This is a genomic window from Achromobacter spanius, from assembly GCF_029637605.1.
Lineage (GTDB): Bacteria > Pseudomonadota > Gammaproteobacteria > Burkholderiales > Burkholderiaceae_B > Achromobacter > Achromobacter spanius_E.
Map to the genome: position 1 here is coordinate 5,676,733 of NZ_CP121261.1, position 22,874 is coordinate 5,699,606.

The 22,874-nt window shown below is 62.3% G+C and carries 18 protein-coding genes and 1 tRNA gene; 12 read left to right on the forward strand and 7 right to left on the reverse strand.

Features of this window, described 5'->3' with window-relative positions; all coding sequences use genetic code 11:
* Positions 1 to 4 precede the first annotated feature (4 nt).
* From P8T11_RS25435 to P8T11_RS25445, 3 genes are all read left to right on the forward strand, one after another.
* A complete protein-coding gene (locus tag P8T11_RS25435) occupies positions 5 to 1,435 on the forward strand; it encodes a lytic polysaccharide monooxygenase (RefSeq protein WP_278072155.1) in 1,431 nt (476 codons plus the stop codon).
* Positions 1,436 to 1,704: 269 nt separating this feature from the next.
* Positions 1,705 to 3,192, forward strand: a complete 1,488-nt coding sequence (locus P8T11_RS25440) for a lytic polysaccharide monooxygenase (protein WP_268079459.1) — start codon at positions 1,705 to 1,707, stop codon at positions 3,190 to 3,192.
* Between the two features lie 133 nt (positions 3,193 to 3,325).
* The gene (locus P8T11_RS25445; protein ID WP_268079458.1) at positions 3,326 to 5,941 is read left to right on the forward strand and encodes a S8 family peptidase; all 2,616 of its coding nucleotides are present in this window, start codon (positions 3,326 to 3,328) and stop codon (positions 5,939 to 5,941) included.
* Between the two features lie 222 nt (positions 5,942 to 6,163).
* Here P8T11_RS25445 and P8T11_RS25450 read toward each other — a convergent pair.
* Positions 6,164 to 6,239 (reverse strand) — tRNA-Gly (locus P8T11_RS25450).
* A 220-nt stretch (positions 6,240 to 6,459) separates the two neighbouring features.
* Here P8T11_RS25450 and murB point away from each other — a divergent pair.
* Positions 6,460 to 7,506, forward strand: a complete 1,047-nt coding sequence (murB, locus tag P8T11_RS25455) for a UDP-N-acetylmuramate dehydrogenase (RefSeq protein ID WP_268079457.1) — start codon at positions 6,460 to 6,462, stop codon at positions 7,504 to 7,506.
* Between the two features lie 65 nt (positions 7,507 to 7,571).
* Here the strand turns inward: murB and dapB are convergent, their stop codons facing one another.
* A complete protein-coding gene (dapB, locus tag P8T11_RS25460) occupies positions 7,572 to 8,363 on the reverse strand; it encodes a 4-hydroxy-tetrahydrodipicolinate reductase (RefSeq protein WP_268079456.1) in 792 nt (263 codons plus the stop codon).
* 18 nt (positions 8,364 to 8,381) lie between these two features.
* On the reverse strand, positions 8,382 to 8,918 hold the full coding sequence (locus P8T11_RS25465) for an outer membrane protein assembly factor BamE (protein WP_268079455.1): 537 nt from the start codon (positions 8,916 to 8,918) through the stop codon (positions 8,382 to 8,384).
* Between the two features lie 156 nt (positions 8,919 to 9,074).
* Between P8T11_RS25465 and fur the strand changes: the two genes are divergently transcribed.
* Complete coding sequence (gene fur / locus P8T11_RS25470; protein WP_259252181.1) at positions 9,075 to 9,494, forward strand: ferric iron uptake transcriptional regulator; 420 nt, start codon at positions 9,075 to 9,077, stop codon at positions 9,492 to 9,494.
* A 138-nt stretch (positions 9,495 to 9,632) separates the two neighbouring features.
* Here fur and recN read toward each other — a convergent pair whose 3' ends face one another.
* Positions 9,633 to 11,294 carry a DNA repair protein RecN gene (gene recN / locus P8T11_RS25475; protein WP_268079454.1) on the reverse strand — a complete coding sequence of 554 codons (1,662 nt, stop codon included), beginning with the start codon at positions 11,292 to 11,294 and terminating at the stop codon, positions 9,633 to 9,635.
* Positions 11,295 to 11,308: 14 nt separating this feature from the next.
* Positions 11,309 to 12,208, reverse strand: a complete 900-nt coding sequence (locus tag P8T11_RS25480; protein WP_050447241.1) for an NAD kinase — start codon at positions 12,206 to 12,208, stop codon at positions 11,309 to 11,311.
* Positions 12,209 to 12,349: 141 nt separating this feature from the next.
* Between P8T11_RS25480 and hrcA the strand changes: the two genes are divergently transcribed.
* The 7 genes from hrcA to dnaJ all read left to right on the forward strand — a co-directional run bounded on the left by hrcA (position 12,350) and on the right by dnaJ (position 19,102).
* Positions 12,350 to 13,354 (forward strand): heat-inducible transcriptional repressor HrcA, encoded by a 1,005-nt coding sequence (gene hrcA / locus P8T11_RS25485; protein WP_268079453.1) that lies wholly within the window; start codon positions 12,350 to 12,352, stop codon positions 13,352 to 13,354.
* 45 nt (positions 13,355 to 13,399) lie between these two features.
* Positions 13,400 to 14,524 carry a ferrochelatase gene (gene hemH / locus P8T11_RS25490; RefSeq protein WP_268079452.1) on the forward strand — a complete coding sequence of 375 codons (1,125 nt, stop codon included), beginning with the start codon at positions 13,400 to 13,402 and terminating at the stop codon, positions 14,522 to 14,524.
* On the forward strand, positions 14,514 to 14,750 hold the full coding sequence (locus P8T11_RS25495; RefSeq protein ID WP_268079451.1) for a hypothetical protein: 237 nt from the start codon (positions 14,514 to 14,516) through the stop codon (positions 14,748 to 14,750). Before hemH ends, P8T11_RS25495 begins: the two co-directional genes overlap by 11 nt.
* Positions 14,751 to 14,873: 123 nt before the next feature.
* Positions 14,874 to 15,431, forward strand: a complete 558-nt coding sequence (gene grpE, locus P8T11_RS25500; RefSeq protein WP_268079450.1) for a nucleotide exchange factor GrpE — start codon at positions 14,874 to 14,876, stop codon at positions 15,429 to 15,431.
* A gap of 17 nt (positions 15,432 to 15,448) precedes the next feature.
* A complete protein-coding gene (locus tag P8T11_RS25505) occupies positions 15,449 to 15,853 on the forward strand; it encodes a thioredoxin family protein (RefSeq protein ID WP_268079449.1) in 405 nt (134 codons plus the stop codon).
* Positions 15,854 to 15,933: 80 nt separating this feature from the next.
* A complete protein-coding gene (dnaK, locus tag P8T11_RS25510; protein WP_268079448.1) occupies positions 15,934 to 17,859 on the forward strand; it encodes a molecular chaperone DnaK in 1,926 nt (641 codons plus the stop codon).
* A gap of 109 nt (positions 17,860 to 17,968) precedes the next feature.
* Positions 17,969 to 19,102: a molecular chaperone DnaJ gene (gene dnaJ, locus P8T11_RS25515; protein WP_268079447.1), complete on the forward strand. Its 1,134-nt coding sequence runs from the start codon at positions 17,969 to 17,971 to the stop codon at positions 19,100 to 19,102.
* Positions 19,103 to 19,369: 267 nt separating this feature from the next.
* Here the strand turns inward: dnaJ and P8T11_RS25520 are convergent, their stop codons facing one another.
* Together P8T11_RS25520 and P8T11_RS25525 are read right to left on the reverse strand one after the other, a co-directional pair.
* Positions 19,370 to 19,759: a DUF4148 domain-containing protein gene (locus tag P8T11_RS25520; protein ID WP_268079446.1), complete on the reverse strand. Its 390-nt coding sequence runs from the start codon at positions 19,757 to 19,759 to the stop codon at positions 19,370 to 19,372.
* Between the two features lie 286 nt (positions 19,760 to 20,045).
* Positions 20,046 to 22,802 carry a M16 family metallopeptidase gene (locus tag P8T11_RS25525; protein WP_268082504.1) on the reverse strand — a complete coding sequence of 919 codons (2,757 nt, stop codon included), beginning with the start codon at positions 22,800 to 22,802 and terminating at the stop codon, positions 20,046 to 20,048.
* Positions 22,803 to 22,874: the final 72 nt, after the last annotated feature.

The window sequence follows — 22,874 nt, forward strand, 5'->3', positions numbered from 1 at the left end:
TTCCATGGTTGATCCCCCCAGCCGCGAATACGGTTGCAACACGCTCGACACGCCGTGGAACAACCCCAAGCATTCGGGTTGCGGCAAGATCACCAACCTGGTGGGAAGCTGGCAGTCCAACGCCATCCTGGGCGTGCGCAGCGACCACAAGAATCACGTCCGTGACGGCCTGCTGTGCGGCGGCGGCAAGGAAAGCTGGAAGGAACTGGACGGCAACTACGATTGGCCCACCACGGTCATCACGCCGGACGCCAATGGCAATGCGCAGTTCAAGTACCTGCAGACCGCTGCCCACATCAGCTCGTACTTCAAGACCTACATCAGCAAGGACAGCTACGATCCCAAGCGCGGCCTGCGTTGGGACGATCTGGAACTGATCGGCGACACCGGCGCCCTGGAGCGTCCGCCCGCCAACTCGATCACCCCGCTGGACGTCAAGATCCCCGCCCACTTTACCGGCAAGCGCGTGATCTACAGCGTGTGGCAACGTGACCCGAACCGCGACAACGCTGAAGCGTTCTACGCGTGCTCGAACGTGGAAGTGATGCCCGCCAACGTGCAATGGCAAGCCAGCGGCGTGCTGCAAGGCGGCCAAGTCAACGCCGGCTCGAAGATGACCCTGCGCGTGTTCGACCTGAGCCGTGCCGGCGATCTGGAAAGCCATTCGATCATCGTCAAGGCCGGTGAAGAAAAGGCCGCCCAGTGGATGTACGCCCTGGCCAAGGAAGTGAACAACAAGTCGTCCGTCATCAAGGTCGGCAAGATGCAGCCCAACGGCCAAGTTGTGCCGCAGCAAAGCGATACCGAAAACCAGGTCTACGGCCTGAACAAGAAGGTGGGCTTCGCGATTGACCAGAAGGCTTCCGAGCCGGTGGATCCGCCGCCCGTCGTCATCAATGCGCCTACGGCCCAACTGACTGGCCCGGCAACGGCCAATGCGGGCGAGCGCGTTTCGCTGTCGGCCAAGGGTTCGAACAACGGTGGCGGCACCCTGAAGTTCCAGTGGACCGCTCCGGCTGGCATCACCGCTTCGGCGCTGAACCAGGCTGACCTGAGCTTCACCGCTCCGGCCCTGACGCAAGACAAGTCCTACTCGTTCACCGTCAAGGTCACGAACGAAAAGGGTTCGTCGAGCAAGACGCACTCCGTGCTGGTCAAGAAGCAGGCACAAACCGGCGGCGGCACTGACGGTGGCAACACCGGCGGTAACGAAGGCGGCAACGGTGGTACCGATGGCGGTAACGGCGGCCAGACCGGCCAGTACCCGGCCTACAAGGAAGGCACCACGTACGCAGCTGGCGACAAGGTCACCAACGGCGGCAAGGTCTACGAGTGCAAGATCTGGCCCGTGACCGCATGGTGCAGCGCTTCGCCGTTGCACTACGCTCCCGGCAAGGGCCTGGCTTGGCAGCAAGCTTGGGACCTGGTGAAGTAATTCCTTCACAGTTCTCGGTTTTTGTTGAACCCCTAAAAAATCCGCGTGAATAACGCGGAAAAATGAAGTTCCTGGTCCCTCGTGCGAAAGCGCGGGGGATTTTTTTTGCCGCGAGATTATTTTCTTAATAAGTGTGGGGAAAGTGCTTTAAGGAATTGTTTATCAACTTTGATTGCTCATGAACTTCCGGCCGAGAATGAATTCACCTTGTCCTGCGTGCTGCATGGAAGGTGATTTATTCAACCTCACTCTGAAGTGTTTATAAAAAAATGGCGAAATTCAAATTAACTCTGCTGGGCGGCCTGGTACTGGCGGCCGTATCCGGTTCGGTTCTGGCTCACGGCACCATGTCGCATCCGAAGGCGCGCATCCTGCATTGCCACGCAGGCAGTCAGAGCGAAGGTTGCACCGCATTCAAGGCGCAGGGCGGCAGCGTGTACGACTGGCGTGAAGTCTGGCAAAAGCCGGGGGGCGAAAAGACCGTTGCCACCACGCCGGGCGATCGCCTGTGCGACGGCGGCACCAAGGCATCGCATCGTGGCCTGAACGCGCTGGCCCAATGGCCCATTACCACGCTCAAGCCGGATGCCAACGGTAACGTCACGCTGAAGTGGAACCACACCGTGGCCCACCGCACGAAGTCGCTGCAATTCTTCATCACGAAGATGCCGTATGACTCGACCAAGCCGCTGCAATTTTCCGACTTCGAAAAGTTCTGCGAACAGCGCGACTTCACGCCGGCCGTCGCGGGCGAAGGCCGTGATCAGGAATACAGCTGCACGTTGCCCGCGGGCAAGACGGGCCGCCACCTGATCATGAGCGTCTGGAACACCAACCACGTTGGTGATGGCGTCACGTCGGGCGAGTCCTATCGCGCGTGCGGCGACGTGAACATCGAAGGTGTCAGCAACGTCATCAAGCCGTCGGATATCGGCGCGCTGTACTCCATTGGCGAAACCAAGGTGGGTGAAACGCTGGTCTGGCGTCTGGCCGACCCCAAGCGCAACGGCGAATACCTGGAACAACTGCGCGTGCCGCTGGACGAGAACGCCGTGCAAGGCGAGCGCTGGACGCAAGTGTTGGGCAATGCCGTCAACGGCTCGTCCAAGCGCGTGCGTGTCGGCCAACTGGGCGCCGATGGCAAGACCGTGACGCCGATCGTGGGCGTGGACAAGTCGCACGTCTATTCGATGGACGGCAACAAGTACCACTTCGTGGTCACCAAGGAAGCGGCAGATATCAAGCCGGATCCCGTGATCATCCCGCCGGTGTCGAGCATCACCGGCCCGGTCAATGTGCAAGCGGGCCAGAAGGTGACGTTGTCGGGTTCGGCGTCGACCGGTACCGATCTGAAGTTCTCTTGGACGGTGCCGGCCGGCATCAGCGCCGCGGTGAAGGATCAGCCCACGCTGAGCTTCGTGGCGCCGACGCTGACGAAGGATCAGCAGTACTCGTTCATGCTGACGACCCGCAACGACAAGGGCGCGTCCGATGTGTCGCACGTGGTGACAGTCAAGGGCAAGCCGGTTGTTGATGAAGGCGGCAATGGTGGCACGGGCGGTACCGGTGGCACTGGCGATACGCCGCCCGCCTACAAGGCTGGCACGGCCTACAAGGCGCATGAGCGCGTGACGAACCTGGGCAAGGTCTACGAGTGCAAACCGTGGCCCTACACCAACTGGTGCGGCCAGTCGCCGTTCCACTACGAGCCCGGTAAGGGCGGCTATTGGACCCAGGCCTGGACCCTGGTGAAGTAAGCCGCCGTTGTTGATGCGGGCCAAGGGCAATGCGCCTTGGTCCGTGTTGGACGCCAGCCCCCTCTCTGTGATGGGAGGTGGGCTTTCTTTTTGTGTTGTTGGATCCGCCGTCAAGGCGGATCGCTGAATAGCCATGAAAAACAAAATACAATTATCGATGCTTGCGCTGGTGCTTGGCACGGCGTTTACGGCCCCTGGGCATGCGGCGTCAGCCGACGATCCCCGGCCGATATATGTGCGTCTGAAAGCCGAAGCCCCCAATCCGGCCCAGCGCACCGCGCCGACGCCGGAGGTGGCCAACGCGATGGACGCGCTGGCTCGCCTGACCCCGGGCATGGAGCCGTTGGTGCCTCTGTCGCCAATGCTGCGCAATCAGGAGGATATTGCCGCGTTGGAACGGCATAACCTGACGCGGTATTACAAGATTTCGGCCGAGATGATGCGCGGCCGCGACGCGGAACTGCTCGTCAAGCAGTTGCTGGAAAATCCGCTGGTGGAAAGCGCGCAGATCGAGCCCGCGCCGATGTCGATGGGCGAGGGCCTGGAGGCCGAGCCCGTCATGGCGGTTACGCGCGCCGCGCCTGACTACACCAAGTGCGAAGGCAATCTTGCGCCGACCTGCCAGAACTATATGCAGCCGCCCACGCCTGGCTATTGGCCGCTGGGTGGCGTCAACGCCTTCGAGGCGCAGCGCCTGACCGGCCACTTTGGCGAAAACGTGCGCTTGATTTCCAACGAGATCGGCCACTGGGACTTCGATCACATCGACCTGCCCAAGCCTTTCCTGCACCACGGCAGCTATGTGCAGAAGCCCGACTCGCACGACACCATGTCGGCGGGCATCATGTTCGGCCAGAACAATGGCTATGGCGTGACGGGCATCGTGCCTTTAGCGCAGGCAGGCTATACCAAGTACAGCCCCAGCGGCATGATCGACCTGCGCAATGTGCTGCAGGCTGGCGACGTGGTGCAGATCGGCGTGCAATACAAATTCAGCAATGGCTGCGGGCCGACCACGGCTTGCTTCCTGCCGGTGGAGCACGTGGATGTGGTGTACGACGCCATTTCTTATTTGACCCAGGAAAAGGGCGTACACGTTGTCCTGGCGGCAGCCAACGGAAGCGCGAACCTGGATGATCCCTATCACCGTGGGCGCTATGACCGTACCAAGCACGATTCGGGCGCCATTTATGTGGGCGCGGCCGACCCGTCCTCGGGCAAGATTGCCTACTTTTCGGAGTACGGCAGCCGAGTGGATACCTTCAGTTGGGGCGGTCGGGTAACGACCACGGATTGGAAGGACGGACAGAACAACCTGTACACAACCGCGTTCAGCGGTACGTCGTCGGCCAACCCGATCATCGCGGGCAGCGTCGCGTGGTTGCAGAGCCTGGCGCGCGAACGTGGCCTGGGCAACATCCCGCCCAAGGTCATGCGGCAGATTCTGGTGGACAGCGGCAACCCCCTGCCTAAGGTTGATCCGGCCCGCCCCATCGGTGTGCAACCCGATCTGGTGCGCGCGGCGGAACTGCTGGGCGGCGACAGCATTGGCGGCCAAGCGCCGCAAGCGCATGTCGCGGGGTCGGCGCAAGCCAATGCAGGCGACAAGGTGGTGCTGTCGGCGACTGAATCGACGGGCAAGGACCTGACCTACGCGTGGAGCAGCCAGCCTGCGCTGAAGTTTGTCGAGCAGGGCGTCAAGGGCAGCTTCATCGCGCCGGAAAGCGCGAAGGACATCGCTTACCGCATCACGCTGAAAGTGACCGACTCGAAAGGACGCAGTGCATCGACGCATCATGGCGTGCTAGTCAAGGCGAAGGCCGCTGGCGTGTGCGCCAACGTGCCCGCATGGGATGCCCGCAAGGTGTACAACGTGCCGAATGAGGCGGTGTCGTACAACGGCAAGGTTTATCACCAGAACTACTGGAACGTGGATGCCGCGCCGGACAAGAACTCGGCCCAGTACGGCAAGCCGTGGAAAATGCCCGAAGCCTGCAACCTGGAGCCGGCACCCGTGCCGCTTCCGGTTGCGCGTATCAGCGGCCCGACCGAAGTCAAGGCGTTGCAAGCCGCCACGTTGTCGGCCACCGGTTCCACGGGCCAGGGCCTGAAGTATGTGTGGACGAGCATGGATGACATCGCTTTGCAGGGCAACGGCGCAACCGTCACGTTCTATGGCCCGCCGCTGGGCCAGGACCGTAACCTGACGTTCAAGCTTGCCGTGACCGACGATCGCGGCCGTACCGCCACCGCCAGCCATGTGGTCAAAGCCAAGGCGAAGGAAGTGGTGCCTGAAGTGATTGCGCCGCAAGCCAAGCTGAGCGGCCCTGCCACGGTCAAGAGCGGCGAGCGCGTCGTCTTGTCGGGCAAGGGGTCCACCGGTACGGACCTGCGCTACCGCTGGACCGTGCCCGCGGGCATTTCCGCCGGTGCGCTGGACCAGGCGGACATCAGCTTCCTCGCGCCGTCCAGCGCCAAGGACACGCCTTACCGCTTTACGTTGACGGTCAGCAACTCGCGCGGCGAAGTCCAGGCCAGCCATACCGTGACGGTGTTGGCGAAGCCTGCCGTGGGTGGATATCCGCAGTACAAGGCGGGCACGATCTACAAAGCGGGCGACAAGGTCGTGAACGTGGGCAAGACGTTTGAATGCAAGATATTCCCCTACAGCGGCTGGTGCAGCCAGTCGCCTTCGCACTATGCACCCGGTACGGGTTCGCATTGGCGCGATGCGTGGATTCAACGTTAAGTCTTCCAACGGCCAAGCCTGACGCGATTGCCGCGTGAAGCACCGCAGCCCCTGCCGGTTTTCTGGCGGGGGCTGTTTTTTTTGGGGAAGGGGAGGGGGCTTGCGCGCGAACACGAGTTCGCGGCGGAAATGCAAAAAGGGCCGGACAACGTGTGTCGGGCCCTTCTTGGTGATTTTCAGTGCTTATGAACGCTTGGTTCTTGAACGCTGCAAATCTGAATTTGGAGCGGGAGACGAGTCTCGAACTCGCGACCTCAACCTTGGCAAGGTTGCGCTCTACCAACTGAGCTACTCCCGCATGGGTTCCGTTATGTACAAACTGGTACTGCTCAGAACCTGTTTCTTATTCACTCTGATCAACTTGGTTATCGATCAGAAGGCGCGCATCTTACATGATTTTTTTGAGCTTGTCATTTGAGTTTGGTACTTGGCCGAACCAATGGCCAGTGGGCTAAACCCAAACACTCAATCAAGTAATATGAGCGAAGACCGAAACTATAGCATAACCCGTAGCACCAATGTCAACACACTCTGCTATCGAAACGGCGCCAAACGCGCTGACTCCCGTTGCCCAAGACCTGAACCCGCTGAATACGCTGGGATTGGCGTCGCGAGCCGAAGCATTCGTGTCGCTGGACGACGTGTCCCAACTGCCGGCCTTGACCGATCTGGCGCGGCACGCGGATAGTCTGCTGGTGCTGGGCGGCGGCAGCAATCTGGTGTTGCCCGAGCGCGTTCCCGGGCTGGTGGCCAAGGTGGCGTTCAAGGGCGTGCGCCTGTTGCAGGACCGGTCGGACGCCTGGCTGGTTGAAGCGGCGGGCGGGGAAAACTGGCACGGCTTTGTTGAGCAATGTGTGGCGCAAGGTTGGGATGGGCTGGAAAACCTGGCGCTGATTCCGGGCACGGTCGGCGCGGCGCCGGTACAGAACATTGGTGCGTACGGCGTTGAGTTTGAAGAACGGTTCCATAGCCTGACCGCCTGGGATGTCCCGGCGGGGCGCTTCGTTGAGATGGGGCCGTCCGACTGCCGTTTTTCCTATCGCGACAGCGCTTTCAAGCACGACGCGCCGGGCCGCTGGATCATCGTCAGCGTGCGCTTCGCCTTGCCGCGGCCCTGGCGCCCCGTGCTGGGCTATCCCGACCTGCAACGCCACGAACGGCTTGCCCAGGGCGCGCCCACCGCGCGAGGCGTTTTCGATGCGGTCTGCGAAATTCGCCGCGCGAAGTTGCCGGATCCTGCCGTGACCGGCAACGCCGGCAGCTTTTTCAAGAACCCCATTGTTGAGGCCGATGTGCGCGACAGCCTGGCCCAGCAGTTCCCGGGCTTGGTGTCCTATGCGCAACCAGACGGCCGCTACAAGCTGGCGGCGGGCTGGCTGATCGACCAATGCGGTTGGAAAGGGCAGGCGCTGGGCGCGGCCGGCGTGCATGACCGGCAAGCGCTGGTGCTGGTGAACCGAGGCGGCGCCACGGCTGCCGACATCATGGCGCTGGCGCAGGCGATTCAAGCGTCGGTGCAGGCGCGCTACGGCGTCAGGCTGGAGCCTGAGCCGGTGGTGGTGTAGGGCAATTCGGCGCGCGCATGAAAAAAGGATCCCGCGGGATCCTTTTTTGTTGGAAGGGCGTGGGCTTAGAGGCCCAGTACGGATTGCATGTCGTACAGGCCGTTGTGCTTGTCTTCCAGGAAGCGGGCAGCGCGCAGCGCGCCTTCCGCGTAGGTGGCGCGGCTGCCCGAGCGATGCGTGATTTCAATGCGCTCGCCGATGCCGCAGAACGACACAGTATGGTCGCCGACGATGTCGCCACCCCGCAGGACCGAGAAGCCGATGGTGCCGGGCTTGCGCACGCCGGTGTCACCATGGCGGCTCCAAGTCGCCACGTCGGGTAGCGCCACGTCCCAGGCGGATGCGATGGTCTCGCCCATTTTCAGCGCGGTGCCCGAGGGCGCGTCGACCTTGTTGCGGTGGTGTGCTTCGAAGACTTCGACGTCGTAGCCGGAATTCAGGATGCGGGCCGCCATGTCCAGCAGCTTGAGCGTGGCGTTGACGCCCACGCTCATGTTGGGCGCGAACACGATGGCGATTTTTTGCGCGGCCACTTCGATGGCGGCGCGGCCGTTGTCGTCGAACCCGGTGGTGCCGATGACGGCACGCGTGCCGTGCTTCACGCAGGCTTGCAGATGCTCGAGCGTGCCTTCGGGCCGCGTGAAATCGATCAGGCAATCGGCATTGGCCAGCGCGTCGAGATCATCGGTGATGAGCACGCCGGTCTGCTGGCCCAGCGGGGCGCCCGCGTCCTGGCCCAGCGCGGTCGACCCCTTGCGGTCCAGCGCAACCGCCAATTGCAGGCCGTTGGACTTGAGAATGGCGTCGATCAGCATCTGGCCCATACGGCCGCTTGCGCCGGCAATTGCAATACGCATGAAGAAAATCCTTGGAAATTACCGGAGCGGCTCGGGCGCGTTGCCGGGCTGGCCGGGGTACTGGTTCAGCGGGCTGACGGGGGCGTCGGCATCGCGCTTTTCCAGATCTTGCTCTTGGTTGATACGGGCTTCGTCCTGATCCAGGCGTTCGTCCGCCTTTTCGTCGGCGGTGCTGCTGGGCGTGTTCAGTTGATAGGGCTGCAGGTCGGGCTGCTTGTCGCCTTCCCAGCGGGTCAGGCGGTCGTTTTCGAACCAGACCGTGAACTTGCGTTCACGCGCTTCGCCGTAGCCGGGCTTGTAATAGTAGGGGTAGTCCCAGCGGTTGGCGTGCAACACGCTGGTAAGCGTGGGGCTGCCCAGCGCAAAGCGGACTTGCTCTCGCGTCATGCCGGGCTGCAACAGCGCGACCTGTTCCTGGGTAATCCAGTTGCCTTGCTGGACACCGGCTTTGTAGGGGAAGCCCCACTTGTCCCCCGAGCAACCGGCAAGGGCGATGGCCAGGGCGGCAACGGCCAATCCGGTCTTCAGCGAGCGGGAGGGAATTCGTGCAATCATGGACACTACGCGCCCCTATTATTTGGAAGCAAACAAAACCGTTATCATAAAGGTTTCATAAGGATAGTTCCGCGAGGCGGCATGAAATCAGGTGAGCCGGCTCGCGGTGCACCCTTGAACCTGCCCATGCCTACGCGGACGGAGAGCGATTACACCATGAGCGACCAAAGCGAACTGAAGAACATGGGTTTGAAGGCGACATTTCCGCGCCTGAAAATTCTTGATATTTTCCGGAAATCCGACCTGCGCCACCTCAGCGCCGAAGATGTTTACCGCGCCCTGATCGGCGAAAACGTCGAAATCGGCCTGGCGACGGTCTACCGCGTGCTGACGCAGTTTGAACAGGCAGGCATCCTGGCTCGCAGCCAGTTCGACAGCGGCAAGGCTGTCTTCGAACTGAACGACGGCGACCACCACGATCACCTGATCTGCACGAATTGCGGCACGGTGGTCGAGTTCTCGGATCCGGACATCGAAAAGCGCCAGCAAAAGATCGCCAAGGACAACGGTTTCGCGCTGGAAAGCCACGCGATGGTGTTGTACGGCGTGTGCAGCACGTGCTTGAAAGGGCGCTAAACCGCTAGCGTCCGCCCCACGGTCTGTGGCCGCGCTCGCTGCGGGCCAGTGAGATCAAAAGCCCCTTTTAACGGAAGGGGCTTTTTTTATGTGCGTGCGACGTGCGTTTTGTACGGGTGAACCACGGCCCGCGTGGTCTCAGGCCGTCGGCTGGCCGAAGCCTTCCAACATTTCGCGGGCGTGTTCGCGAGTGGTCGCGGTGAGCTTGATGCCCCCCAGCATGCGGGCGATTTCCTCGACACGCGCCGCGGCGTCCAGCTCTTCGATGCTGGAGCGCGTGGTGCCGCGCGATTCGGCCTTGCTGACCAGGAACTGGTTATTGCCGCAAGCCGCCACCTGGGGCAGGTGGGTCACGCACAGCACTTGATGGCGTTCGCCCAGTTCGCGCAAGAGTTTGCCCACGGCTTCGGCCACCGCGCCGCCCACACCGCTGTCGACTTCGTCGAAGATCAACGTGGGCACGCGCGCCGCGCGGCTGGCAATGACGGACAGCGCCAGGGAAATGCGCGACAACTCGCCGCCCGAAGCCACTTTGGACAAGGGACGCGGCGTGGTGCCCGCGTGGCCGGCCACCAGGAATTCCACCTGCTCGTTGCCGTGCGCGGACGGCGTGCCAGGCGTCAGCGTCGGCTCGAACTTGCCCCCTTGCATGGCCAGCGTCTGCATCGCCCGCGTCACCTGCTTGCCGAGGTCTTTGGCCACCTTGCGGCGGGCGGTCGTGAGCTTGGCCGCGGCTGCGTCGTACTGCGCCTGGGCGGCAGTCGACTGGGCGCGCAGCGCGTCGATGTCGCCCGCTGCTTGCAGCGCAGCCAGTTCGGCATGCAGGGAATCGCGCAGTTCGCACAGCGCGTCGGGCTCGACACGGAATTTCCGTGCGGTTTCAAACACCAGGCCCAGGCGCGCTTCCACGTCGGCCAACCGCTTCGGGTCGAGGTCGACGCGGCTGACGTAGTTGTTCAAGTCGGACACGGCTTCGCTGATGGCGATGCGGGCGGACTCCAGCTCGTCGTACACCCCTTGCAGGCCGGGGTCGTGCCGCAGCATTTGCTGAATGCGGTGATTGGCGGCGGTGACGCGGTGGTGCGCGGAATCGCCTTCGCCGTCCAGCCCTTCCAGGATTTGAGAGGCGCCATCCAGCAGTGACTGGGAATGCGACAGGCGCGTGTGCTCGGATTGCAGCGCGTCCCATTCGTCCGGCCCCAGCGCCAATTGGTCAAGCTCATCAACCTGCCATTGCAGGCGGTCGCGCTCGTTCGCCAGGCTGGCGGCGTCTTTTTCGGCGGCTTCCAATTGGCGCGCCAGCGCGCGCCATTGCTTCCAGGCCTGGCCCACGGCCTGGCGCAGATCGCCATGGCCGCCGTGGGCGTCAAGCAGATCGCGTTGGGCGTCGGGGCGCATCAGGCTTTGATGGGCGTGTTGGCCGTGGATGTCGACCAGGCTGTCGCCCAGCTCGCGCAATTGCCCCACGGTGGCCGGCGTGCCGTTGATATAGGCACGGCTGCGGCCTTGCGCATCGATGACACGGCGCAGCGAGAGCTCGTCGTCAGCGTCTATCTCGCGTTCGGCCAGCCAGGCGTGCAGTGACTTGGGGGTATCGAACACCGCGGTGATGTCGGCGCGCGGCGCGCCTTCGCGCAGCATGCTGGCGTCGCCGCGTTCACCAAGCGTCAACGCCAGCGCGTCCACCAGGATGGATTTGCCGGCGCCGGTCTCGCCGGAGAACACGGTAAAGCCCGAACCGAAATGGATTTCGGTTTGCTCAACAATGACGAAGTCGCGGATATGCAGGGTGCGCAGCATGTCGGGGGCGCTTACTACTCTACGTTGTCGGTGGCTTGGGGCATCAGGTTCCAGTGCAGCTTGCGGCGCAGGGTGGAAAAGAAGCTGTAGCCCTCGGGATGCACGAAGCGGATGGTATGCGGCGCGCGCTGCACGACGATACGGTCGCCGGGTTGCAGGTCCGACCAGGTCTGCATGTCGAAATGCACGCTGGCGCCGACTTCCACGCGGCCCATGGCGGTAAGCGTCATGTTCAGCACCCCGGTGTCGGGAATGACGATGGGGCGGTTCGACAGCGTTTGCGGCGCCACCGGCACCAGCACCATGGCGTTCAAGCCGGGGTGCAGGATGGGGCCGTTGGCAGACAATGCGTACGCCGTGGAGCCGGTGGGCGTGGCGATGATCAGGCCGTCGGCGCGCTGCGTGTACATGAAAGCGCCGTCCAGTTCGACACGCACTTCAATCATGCCGCCGCGTCCGGCGCGGTTCAGCACGACGTCGTTGAGTGCCGATGCCGAATACATTTTTTGGTCGCCGCGCCATACGCTGCCTTCGAGCAGCATGCGTTCTTCAATCTGGAAGCTGCCTTCCAGCACGCGGGCCAGGGCGCCGTGCGCGTCCTGCAAGGGAATATCGGTAATGAAGCCCAACCGCCCATGGTTGATGCCCACCAGCGGTACGCCGTAGGGCGCCAGATGCCGGCCCGCGCCCAGCACGGTGCCGTCGCCGCCCATCACGACGGCCAGCGATGCATTCTGGCCAATCTCTTCAAGGGTAGCCACCGGGTATTCGGTCAGGCCCGTGTTGCGGGCGGTGTCCGCATCGATGAGCACCTGCCTGCCCGCTTGCGTCAGCGCGTGCGCAAGGGCTCTCAGCGGGGTGTCCAGGCCGGTGTCCTGGTATCTGCCGATCAGGGCGACGGTAGGAAAGTGCATGGATGCGGGCGTATCAAAAAGGCGGGACCCGGAGGTCAAAATCTACCCGGAATGGGCGGATTAGCCGATTATATGGGGCCGCATATCGGCTTGCGGGACAAAAATCGCCTTAATTGGAAAAGATTCCCTAAAATACCTGCTATGGATGACCGCGCACGCGCACTACTGAAAGCGTTGATAGAACGCTACATCGCCGATGGGCAGCCTGTCGGCTCGCGGACGCTATCGAAAGTTTTCGATTTGTCCCCAGCCACCATCCGCAATGTCATGGCGGATCTGGAAGAGCTGGGGCTGATCCATAGCCCGCACACCTCCGCCGGCCGCGTTCCCACGCCGCGGGGCTATCGCATGTTCGTCGATTCCCTGCTGGCTGTTCAGCAATATCAATTACAGCCTCACAATTTGGGTGAGATGCTCTCCGCCGCGGAACCCACCCGCGCCGTCAATGCCGCCGCCGCCTTGCTGTCGAACCTGACGCAGTTCGCCGGCGTGGTGTTGACGCCCAAGCGCGCCCAGGTGTTTCGCCAGATCGAATTCATTCGTCTGTCCGACAAGCGCGTGCTGCTGATCATCGTCACGCCCGACGGCGACGTCCAGAACCGCATTCTCTTCGTACAGCGCGACTACGCCGAAGCCGAATTGCTGGAAGCCGGCAATTTCTTCAACATGCACTTCGCGGGCAAGTCCTTCAACGCGGTGCGCCAGACGCTTTCCACGGAACTGGCGCAACTGCGCGAAGACATCTCGCGCCTGATGCAGGCGGCAGTCGAGGCCAGCGCCGAAGCCGCCGAAGACGGCGACGCCATGGTCATTTCCGGCGAGCGCAAGCTGCTGGACGTGACCGACATTGCGTCCGACATGGACCGCCTGCGCAAGATGTTCTCGTTGTTCGAAAAAAAGACCGATCTGCTTCAACTGCTGGACGTGTCCAGCCGCGCGCAAGGCGTGCAGATCTATATCGGCGGCGATTCGCAATTGGTGCCGATGGAAGAGGTGTCGGTCATCACGGCGCCTTATGGCGTGGACGGCAAGGTGGTGGGCACGCTGGGAGTCATCGGCCCAACCCGCATGGCGTACGAGCGCGTGATTCCGATTGTGGACATTACGGCTCGCTTGCTGTCCAACGCGCTCAGCCACAATCAGTAGTTCCATTCAAAGCTGCATCCTCCTCGCGGAGGAAGGGGAGTTTTTGTGTTTCTTCGCCTGTTCAAGTATCTGTGGCCTGAACGCTACCTGCCGGAAACCGAGCAGGACGACCCTTTCAACGAAGACCCGCCCGCACGCGCGCCGAGCAAGGTCGGGGTGCTGCTGGTCAACCTTGGCACGCCGGATACCCCGGACATACCAGGCATCCGTAAATACCTGGGCGAATTCCTGTCCGACCCCCGCGTCATTGAAATTCCCCGCTATCTCTGGAAGCCCATTCTGCATGGGTTGGTACTGACCCTGCGTCCCAAGAAGCTCGCGCCGCGCTATGCCGGTGTCTGGCTGAAGGACGGCTCGCCGCTTATGGTTTACAGCCGGCGGCAGGCGGACGGCGTGCGCGCCGCGCTCGAAGTGGCGGGCATCGACGCCGTGGTCGAATTGGGCATGCGTTACGGCAACCCGTCCATTCCGGACGCGATCTCCCGTCTGCGCGCGGCCGGTTGCGAGCGCATCCTGACCGTGCCGCTGTACCCGCAGTACGCCGCCAGCACCACGGCCACCGTGGTGGACGCCGTCACCCGGCATGCCGCGCGCCTGCGCGACCAGCCCGAATTGCGCTTCACCAAACGGTTCCACCAAGAGCCGCTCTGGCTGGACCCGTTGGCTGCCCGCATCGAATCCTTCTGGCGCGAACACGGCAAGCCGCAGAAGCTGGTCATGAGCTTCCACGGTTTGCCGCGTTATTCCATTGAGTTGGGCGATCCTTATTACCGAGATTGCATGGAATCGGCGCGCCTGCTGTCGCAGCGCCTGTCCCTGCCGCGTGAGCAGATTGAAGTGACCTTCCAAAGCCGCTTCGGCACTGCCCGGTGGCTCGAACCCTATACCGAGCCCACGCTGAAGGCCTTGGCCGCATCGGGGGTGACCGAGGTGGATGTGGTGTGCCCGGGATTTGTGGCAGACTGTCTGGAAACCCTGGAAGAGATCAGCCTGGAATGCCGCGACGCCTTTATCGAGGCAGGCGGCAAGCAGTTCCGTTATATCCCCGCGCTGAACGACGACCCTGCGTGGATCGCCGGTTTGGCCTCCCTGGTGGAACGGAACTTGCAGGGTTGGCCGTTGAAGATCCAGGCCAACACGGACTTGAAGGAGAAGGCGCATGCACCATGATCCCAAGAGCGGCAAGGATGTAAAAAAGGGGACGGTTGCGACCCCGGTGGACGAGGATCAGGTCGAGCACGACCTGGACGAAGCGCTGGCGGAAACCTTCCCGGCCAGTGACCCTATCGCGATCCGTCCGGAACCGGACGAAGATGATACGCAGGTGGACCGCGCACTTAAGGAAAGCTTTCCTGCCAGCGACCCGGTTGCCCCGGCGCAGCCCCACAAAAAGTAAGCGGCCAAGCCCGCCCGGTCCAGGGCGGGCGCCGTCAGGGAATATTTCGCTTTCCCGGGCTTGAAATAGGGGTATTGGCCCCCATTCATGTCTGCGAAAGCCATTCTTTTTGGAGGATTCCCCATGACGGCACCCCACGAGCCTGCAGATCAGACGCCCGAAGTCGGCCAAAATGCCGACGCGGCACCCGCCGCCCAGGACGCCGTAGAGGCCGAGCTGAACGAGTTGCGCGCCCAGTTGGACGCCGCCCAGGCTACCGTCAATGAGCAGCACGACCAGCTTCTGCGTGTGCAAGCCGAAGCTGAAAACGTGCGCCGCCGCGCCCAGGAAGAAGTGTCCAAGGCGCGCAAATTCGGCATCGAATCGTTTGCCGAGAGCCTGGTTCCGGTGAAAGACAGCCTGGAAGCCGCGTTGGCCCAGCCCGACCAGACCGTTCAGACCTTGCGCGAAGGCGTCGAAGTGACCCTGAAGCAGTTGTCCGCCGCGTTCGAGCGCAACATGCTGAAAGACATCGCGCCGGCCCAGGGCGACAAGTTCGACCCGCACCTGCATCAGGCAATTTCGTCCATTCCCCATGAGCAGCCCGCCAATACCGTGGTGCAGTTGCTGCAAAAGGGCTACGTCATTGCCGACCGCACGTTGCGCCCGGCGCTGGTGGTTGTGTCGGCCGGTCAAGGCTGAACCGCACCCCGCGCGCCATGACCGACCCCCGCTTTGACCCGGCTCAAGTCTTCCAGGTGTTCGGCATGCGTCATGTCGACACCGCGGGATTCGACGCCGCCGTGGTCCAGGCGCCGGGAAAGGATCTGCGTTGCGTGTTTTTGTGGGGGCAGGATTGCTATAACTGCAATCTTTTCAAGCAGGCGGCGCTGCTGCACCAGGAAAGCTTGCTGAACCTGGGCTTGACCTGGTTCGAGGCAGATGTTTACGCCGACGAACCCCTGGGACGCCGCTTTTCGCTGCATGGCGTCCCCACTTTTGTGCTGTATCGGGCCGGAAAACGGTTGGGGCGCATCACCGGTTGGCCCGGATTGCCCCAATTCACGGCGGCGATCCAGCGCTTGCAGGATCCGATTGCGGAAAATTCAAGCCAGACGTCTTGAAAACCCTGCGAGCAACCCCAGTTATGTGGGGACAAGAAGTTTTCCTCTATTTTCATAGATTCAATTCAAGGTAACCCACCATGAGCAAGATTATTGGCATTGACCTGGGCACGACCAACAGCTGCGTAGCTGTCATGGACGGCGGGCAGGTCAAAATCATTGAAAACGCGGAAGGCACTCGCACCACCCCCTCGATCGTCGCCTACATGGACGACGGCGAGACGCTGGTCGGCGCGCCTGCCAAGCGTCAGGCCGTGACCAACCCGCGCAACACGCTGTACGCGGTGAAGCGCCTGATCGGCCGCAAGTTCGAAGAAAAGGCCGTGCAAAAGGACATCGACCTGATGCCCTACACCATTACCCGCGCCGACAACGGCGACGCCTGGGTGGAAGTGCGCGGCAAGAAGATGGCGCCTCCCCAAGTGTCGGCCGACGTGCTGCGCAAGATGAAGAAGACCGCCGAGGACTATCTGGGCGAAGAAGTGACCGAGGCCGTCATCACCGTGCCCGCCTACTTCAACGACAGCCAGCGCCAGGCCACCAAGGACGCTGGCCGTATCGCCGGCCTGGAAGTCAAGCGCATCATCAACGAACCCACCGCGGCTGCGTTGGCGTTCGGCCTGGACAAGACCGAAAAGGGCGACCGCAAGATCGCCGTCTATGACTTGGGTGGCGGCACGTTCGACGTGTCCATCATCGAAATCGCAGACGTCGACGGCGAAAAGCAGTTTGAAGTGCTGTCGACCAACGGCGACACCTTCCTGGGCGGCGAAGACTTCGACCAGCGCATCATTGACTACATCATTTCCGAGTTCAAGAAAGAACAAGGCGTGGATCTGTCCAAGGACGTGCTGGCCCTGCAACGCCTGAAGGAAGCGGCTGAAAAGGCCAAGATCGAACTGTCTTCGGCGCAGCAAACCGAAATCAACCTGCCGTACATCACGGCGGACGCCTCGGGCCCGAAGCACCTGAACCTGAAGATTTCTCGCGCCAAGCTGGAAGCGCTGGTCGAAGAACTGATCGAACGCACGATCGAACCCTGCCGCGTCGCCATCAAGGACGCCGGCGTTAAGGTTTCTGACATCGACGACGTGATCCTGGTCGGCGGCATGACCCGCATGCCCAAGGTTCAGGAAAAGGTGAAGGAATTCTTCGGCAAGGAACCGCGCAAGGACGTGAACCCTGACGAAGCCGTCGCTGCTGGCGCCGCCATTCAAGGTTCCGTGCTGTCGGGCGACCGCAAGGACGTGCTGCTGCTGGACGTGACGCCGCTGTCGCTGGGTATCGAAACCCTGGGCGGCGTCATGACGAAGATGATCCAGAAGAACACGACGATCCCGACCCGGTTCTCGCAAACCTTCTCGACCGCTGACGACAACCAGCCGGCCGTGACGATCAAGGTGTTCCAGGGCGAACGCGAAATCGCCGCGGGCAACAAGGCGCTGGGCGAGTTCAACCTTGAAGGGATCCCGCCGTCGCCGCGCGGCATGCCGCAGATCGAAGTCACGTTCGACATCGACGCCAACGGCATCCTGCACGTGTCCGCGAAAGACAAGGGCACCGGCAAGGAAAACAAGATCACCATCAAGGCCAACTCGGGTCTGTCGGAAGACGAGATCCAGCGCATGGTCAAGGATGCCGAGGCCAATGCCGAGGAAGATCACCGCGTTGCCGAGCTGGCTCAGTCGCGCAATCAGGCCGACGCGCTGGTGCACGCTACCCGCAAGTCGTTGACCGAGTACGGCGAAAAGCTTGAAGCTTCCGAAAAGGAAAGCATCGAGGCAGCCATCAAGGACCTGGAAGACACGCTGAAGGAAGGCGACAAGGCCGCGATCGACGCCAAGGTGGAAGCCCTGTCGACCGCATCGCAGAAGCTGGGCGAAAAGATGTACGCCGATATGCAGGCGCAACAAGCCGCCGGCCAGCAGCAAGCGGCCGATAACGCGAAGCCGGTGGACGACAACGTCGTTGACGCCGACTTCAAGGAAGTCAAGCGCGACCAATAATGGCCGGGCGCTGACCAGCCTCTGCCGCCCGGTAGCCGGAGAAATCCGCCTACCGGGCGTACTCATTCTGTAGCACTGAAAAGATGGCTCTTTTTTGAGCCCACGGATCATGGCAAAACGCGACTATTACGAAGTTCTGGGCGTGGCAAAGAACGCCTCGGACGACGAACTCAAGAAGGCCTATCGAAAGCTGGCCATGAAATATCATCCGGACCGCAATCCGGACAGCAAAGAAGCCGAAGAGAAGTTCAAGGAAGCCAAGGAAGCCTACGAGGTCCTGGGCGATGATCAGAAGCGTGCCGCGTATGACCGCTACGGCCATGCGGGCGTGGACCCCAATGCCGCCGGCATGGGCGGGGCGGGGATGGGCGGCGGCTTTGCCGACGCCTTCGGCGATATTTTCGGCGAGATCTTTGGCGGCGCTGGCGGCGGTGGCCGTCGCGGCGGCGGCCCGCAGGTGTACCGTGGCGCCGACCTGAAGTACGCGCTGGAAATCACGTTGGAACAGGCCGCGGCCGGGTTCGACACCGAAATCCGCGTACCAAGCTGGGAACACTGCGACACCTGCCATGGCTCTGGCGCCAAGGCCGGCACGTCGCCGAAGACCTGCCGCACTTGCGGGGGATCGGGCGCGGTGCGCATGCAGCAGGGTTTTTTCAGCGTGCAGCAAACCTGCCCCACCTGCCACGGCAACGGCAAGGAAATCACCGATCCGTGCCCGGCGTGTGACGGCGTGGGACGCATTCGCCGCAACAAGACACTGCAGGTGAAGATTCCGGCCGGGATTGACGACGGCATGCGCATCCGCTCCAGCGGCAATGGCGAACCGGGCATCAACGGCGGCCCTCCGGGCGACTTGTATGTGGAAATCCACATCAAGCAGCACAAGATCTTCCAGCGCGACGGCGACGACCTGCATTGCGAACTGACTATTCCGTTCACCACGGCGGCATTGGGCGGCGAATTGCAAGTGCCGACGTTGGGCGGCAAGGCCGAGATCTCGATTCCCGAGGGCACGCAGTCGGGTAAAACCTTCCGGTTGCGCGGCAAGGGTATTCGCGGCGTGCGGGGCAGCTATCCGGGCGATCTGTACTGCCACGTGGTGGTGGAAACGCCGGTGCGCCTGAGCGAGGATCAAAAGAGCATCCTGCGCCAGTTCGAGACGTCGCTGAACGACGGGGGCGACCGCCACTCGCCGCAAAGCAAGTCCTGGACGGATCGGGTGAAGGAGTTCTTCAGCTGATAGGGCTGAGGGATGGGAAAAAGCCGCGAATTTGGTCGCGGCTTTTTTTTGGGTTCTTGCGGGGGATTTTTGGGTTCTTGCGGGGGATTTTTGTGGGGTTGGGGGCTGCTTGATGGGTTGCGCGCGATGGGGGGGTGGGGTTCTTGCAGGGAGCGGTGCGCGCTTCACCCATCCTACATGCCGTGGTGAAGCCGGTCGGCGAAATGCCGAAAAAACCGGTCCCAGGCCATGATGCCGCCTGAGACCGGCCGGGCTACAGCAAGCAGCTCACCGGGTGATCGGCGGGTAGTCGAGCTCGCCGAACGTATATTGGCCGCTGGCCTTGGCTTGGGCCAGTTCTTGCTGGACGTCGGCGCGGGTCTTCACGCTGGCCGGCGCGGCAATGGCGGGCGGGTATTCCAGTTCACCGAAGGTGTATTCGCCGCTGATTTTGGCTTGCTGCAACTGGGTGCGCACTTCGTCAGCGCTCAGGCTGGCGGCTTGGGGCAGGGCGGGCGGGTAGTCCAGTTCGCCGAACGTGTATTGGCCGCTGGCCTTGGCTTGCTGCAATTCGGTCACGACCTGGTCGCGGGTCTTGGTTTGTTCAGTGCCGGCGGCTTGGGCGCCAACGCCAACCAAAGCCAGGGATAGCAACAGGGTGGTGGTTAGGGTTTTCATGATTGAGACCTCCGTGTCATCTTGGATGGGAGCGAATCCAGCGGCCTGCCGTTGTGGTTCGTTGTTTGTTCCCGATGACTGAATTCTGCGCGTTCTCGAACCTGGGATAAACCCTTAATACCTGAAAACATCTTTCCAAATAGTCGAGTAATCCGTTCTATTTTGGAAAATTTCCCCGTTTTCCGTAGGGTTGTGCCAGTTAAACCGCCCGAACCCGGCGAGCTTCACTTCCGCTGATGCAAAAAAAACCCCTGCGCCGGGCAGGGGTTTGTGGGGCGGGCAGTGCTCAGGGCGTGGCTTTCTTTGTGAAGTCGCCCGCGACGGCGGTGCTGAATCCGTCGGCACGCAAGTACTTGCGCAGCGCGGCATTGACCGCGTCGGGCGTCAAGGCGGAGATCTTCTTGTCCATCTCGGCTGACCACTCAAACGTGCGGCCACGCTGCAGGTAGTCAAGCCAGGTGCTGGCCAGGATGTCGTCTTGCGCGCGAGCCAGATTGCGGTAGTTCAGCAGCGCGTTGATGCCGTCCTGCACTTCCTTGTCGGAAAAGCCGTCCTTCAGCACACGCGCCAGTTCCTCGTTGATGGCCTTTTCCAGGCGTTCGCGATTCTGGGGGGCGTAAATGGCGTACATGGTCCAACTGGCGCTGGGTTCGAACGACGAGACCGACAGCGAGCTGCGCACGTTGTAGGACAGGCCCTCGGTTTCGCGCACGCGGTTCCACAAGCGTGACGTTTCCGACGCACCGAACAGGTAGTTGGCCAGATACAGGGCCGCGTAGTCCGCGTCCGTGTCTTGCAGCTTCAATGGCATGCGCGACACGTAGAAGGCGTTGGCCTTGTCGGGCGTGTTGATGTCGAACTGCTGGGCGGGAATGTCGCGATAGGGGTTGGGCACGCGGGTGTAGGCGGGCGCCTTCTTCCAGCCGGCCAAGCCTGCGGTGATGGCCTTTTCAACAGCCTGGGGCTCGAAGTCGCCGACGGCGGAATACTCGATCGTGCCGGCGCCGTAGAACTTGGCGTGGAACTTGGCGAGGGCGTCGCGGTTCAGACCACGCACGCTGGCCAAGGACTCTTCAAACGTCGGCACATAGCGCAGGTCGTCAGCGGGCCACGGATTGTCCTGGCGGGCCAGGGTGCGTCCGGCCAAGGCCGTGGGTTCGGTCATGGCGTTCTGGATGGAGGTTTCAAGCTGGCGCTGGTATTCATCCAGCTGTTCCTTGGGGAAGTTGGCGTTGCGCACGATGTCCAGTGCCAGCGCGGTCAGCTCGGGCAGGTTCTCGCCCTTGGTCGACATGGCGATTTTCAGCGTCGTGCCGCCGCCGCTGAAGCCCAGTTCGGCTTGCAGCTTGTCCAGGCGATCCTGGATTTCCTGGCGCGACAGCTTGGCCGTGCCACGGATCAGCAGATCCGCCGCGGCGCTCGAGTTCACGCGCTGGCCAAGCAGGTCTTTTTCATTGCCGAACTGAATCAGCATCTGCGCCTGCACGCGGCTACCGCGCGTGGCCTTGGGCAACAGCGCCAACTGAACTGGCCCGTTGGCAAGTTCCAGTGTCTTTCTTTGCGTCAGCTTGTCGATGTTTGCGGGCGTGGGGTCAAACGCGGATGCCGCCTTGAAGTCGGGGTCACCCTTGTAGTCCTTGAAGACGGCAGTCAGGTCCACGCGCTGCGTTTGCGGCGCACGCTGCGGCTTTTCCGTGGGAATGTAGCGGCCTTCAATGCGGTTGCTTTGCAGCAGATAGGTGGTTGCGGCTTGCTGGACTTCGGCCAGGGTGGCCTTGCGGGCGCGGTCGCGCTGCAGGAAGAACAAGCGCCAGTCACCCGCGGCGATGGCTTCGGACAAGGCCACGCCAACCTGCTCGGGGTCGCTGTAGGTTTGTTCCCAGGCGGTCAGCCACTTGCTGCGCGCACGGTCCAGTTCCTGTTGCGTGAAAGGCGTCTTGCCCAGCGATTCCAGCGTGCCGGTCAGCGTCTTCATGGCGGCGTCCAGGTCTTTGCCCGGCGGCAATTGCGCGCCGAACATCGCCAGGCCGGGATCGCGGTTTTCCATGGTGAAGCCGAACACGCCCGAGGCCATCTTCGTGGCGACCAGCGCGTGATAAAGGCGGCCCGACGGCGTATCCGACAGGATGACGGTGGCCAGGTCCAGCGGCACGAAATCGGGGCTGCCGGCGGCGGGGATGTGGTACATGGCGGCCACCAGCGGGGTGCCGCCGGTACGGCGCAAGGTGACCGAACGTTCGCCGTCCTGCACCGGTTCCACGGTGTACTCGGGCGGCAACTTGCGGTCGGGCTTGGGCAGCTTGCCGAGGGTTTGCTGGATGTCGGCCAGGGTGGCCTGGGGGTCGAACTTGCCGGCCACGATCAGCACGGCGTTATCGGGCTGGTAGTACTCGTGATAGAAGGCGCGAAGCTGGCCGATGTCCACGTTTTCAACGTCGGAGCGGGCGCCGATGGTGTTCTTGCCGTAGCTGTGCCACTGGAAGGCGGCCGCTTGCATTTTTTGCATCAGGATGCGCGACGGGCTGTTCTCGCCGCTTTCCATTTCATTGCGGACCACGGTCATTTCCGAGTCCAGGTCTTCCTTGGCGATCAGGGAATTGACCATGGCGTCCGCTTGCCAGCCCAGGTACCACTTTAGGGTGTCGGGGTTGGCGGCGAAACTGGCGAAGTAGTTGGTGCGGTCGCTGGAAGTGGACCCGTTGGCCTGCAGGCCGCGGCGCGAAAACTCGCCCATGGCGTTGCGCGTGGTGGAAGTGCCCTTGAACAGCATGTGTTCCAGCAAGTGGGCCATGCCGGTCTGGCCGTAGTTCTCGTTGCGCGAGCCGACCAGGTAAGTCATGTTGACCGTGGTGGACGGCTTGGATTCGTCCGGTACCAACAGCACCCTGAGGCCATTGGCCAAGCGGTATTCAGTGATGCCTTCAACCGAGGCGGCCTCCGAGACGCCGGCCGGAAGTTCGGCGGCGCCGGCCTGAAAGGCCAGGAAGGAGGAGAACAGCAGCGCACCCAATGGGCGCGGCAGCTTCGACAGGGACAGGCGCATGGCAAACAATTCCTTTCGCATGGCAGAATCCGTTGGAGTGTATACGTTGGCAATGGTTCAGGCGCTGCGAGC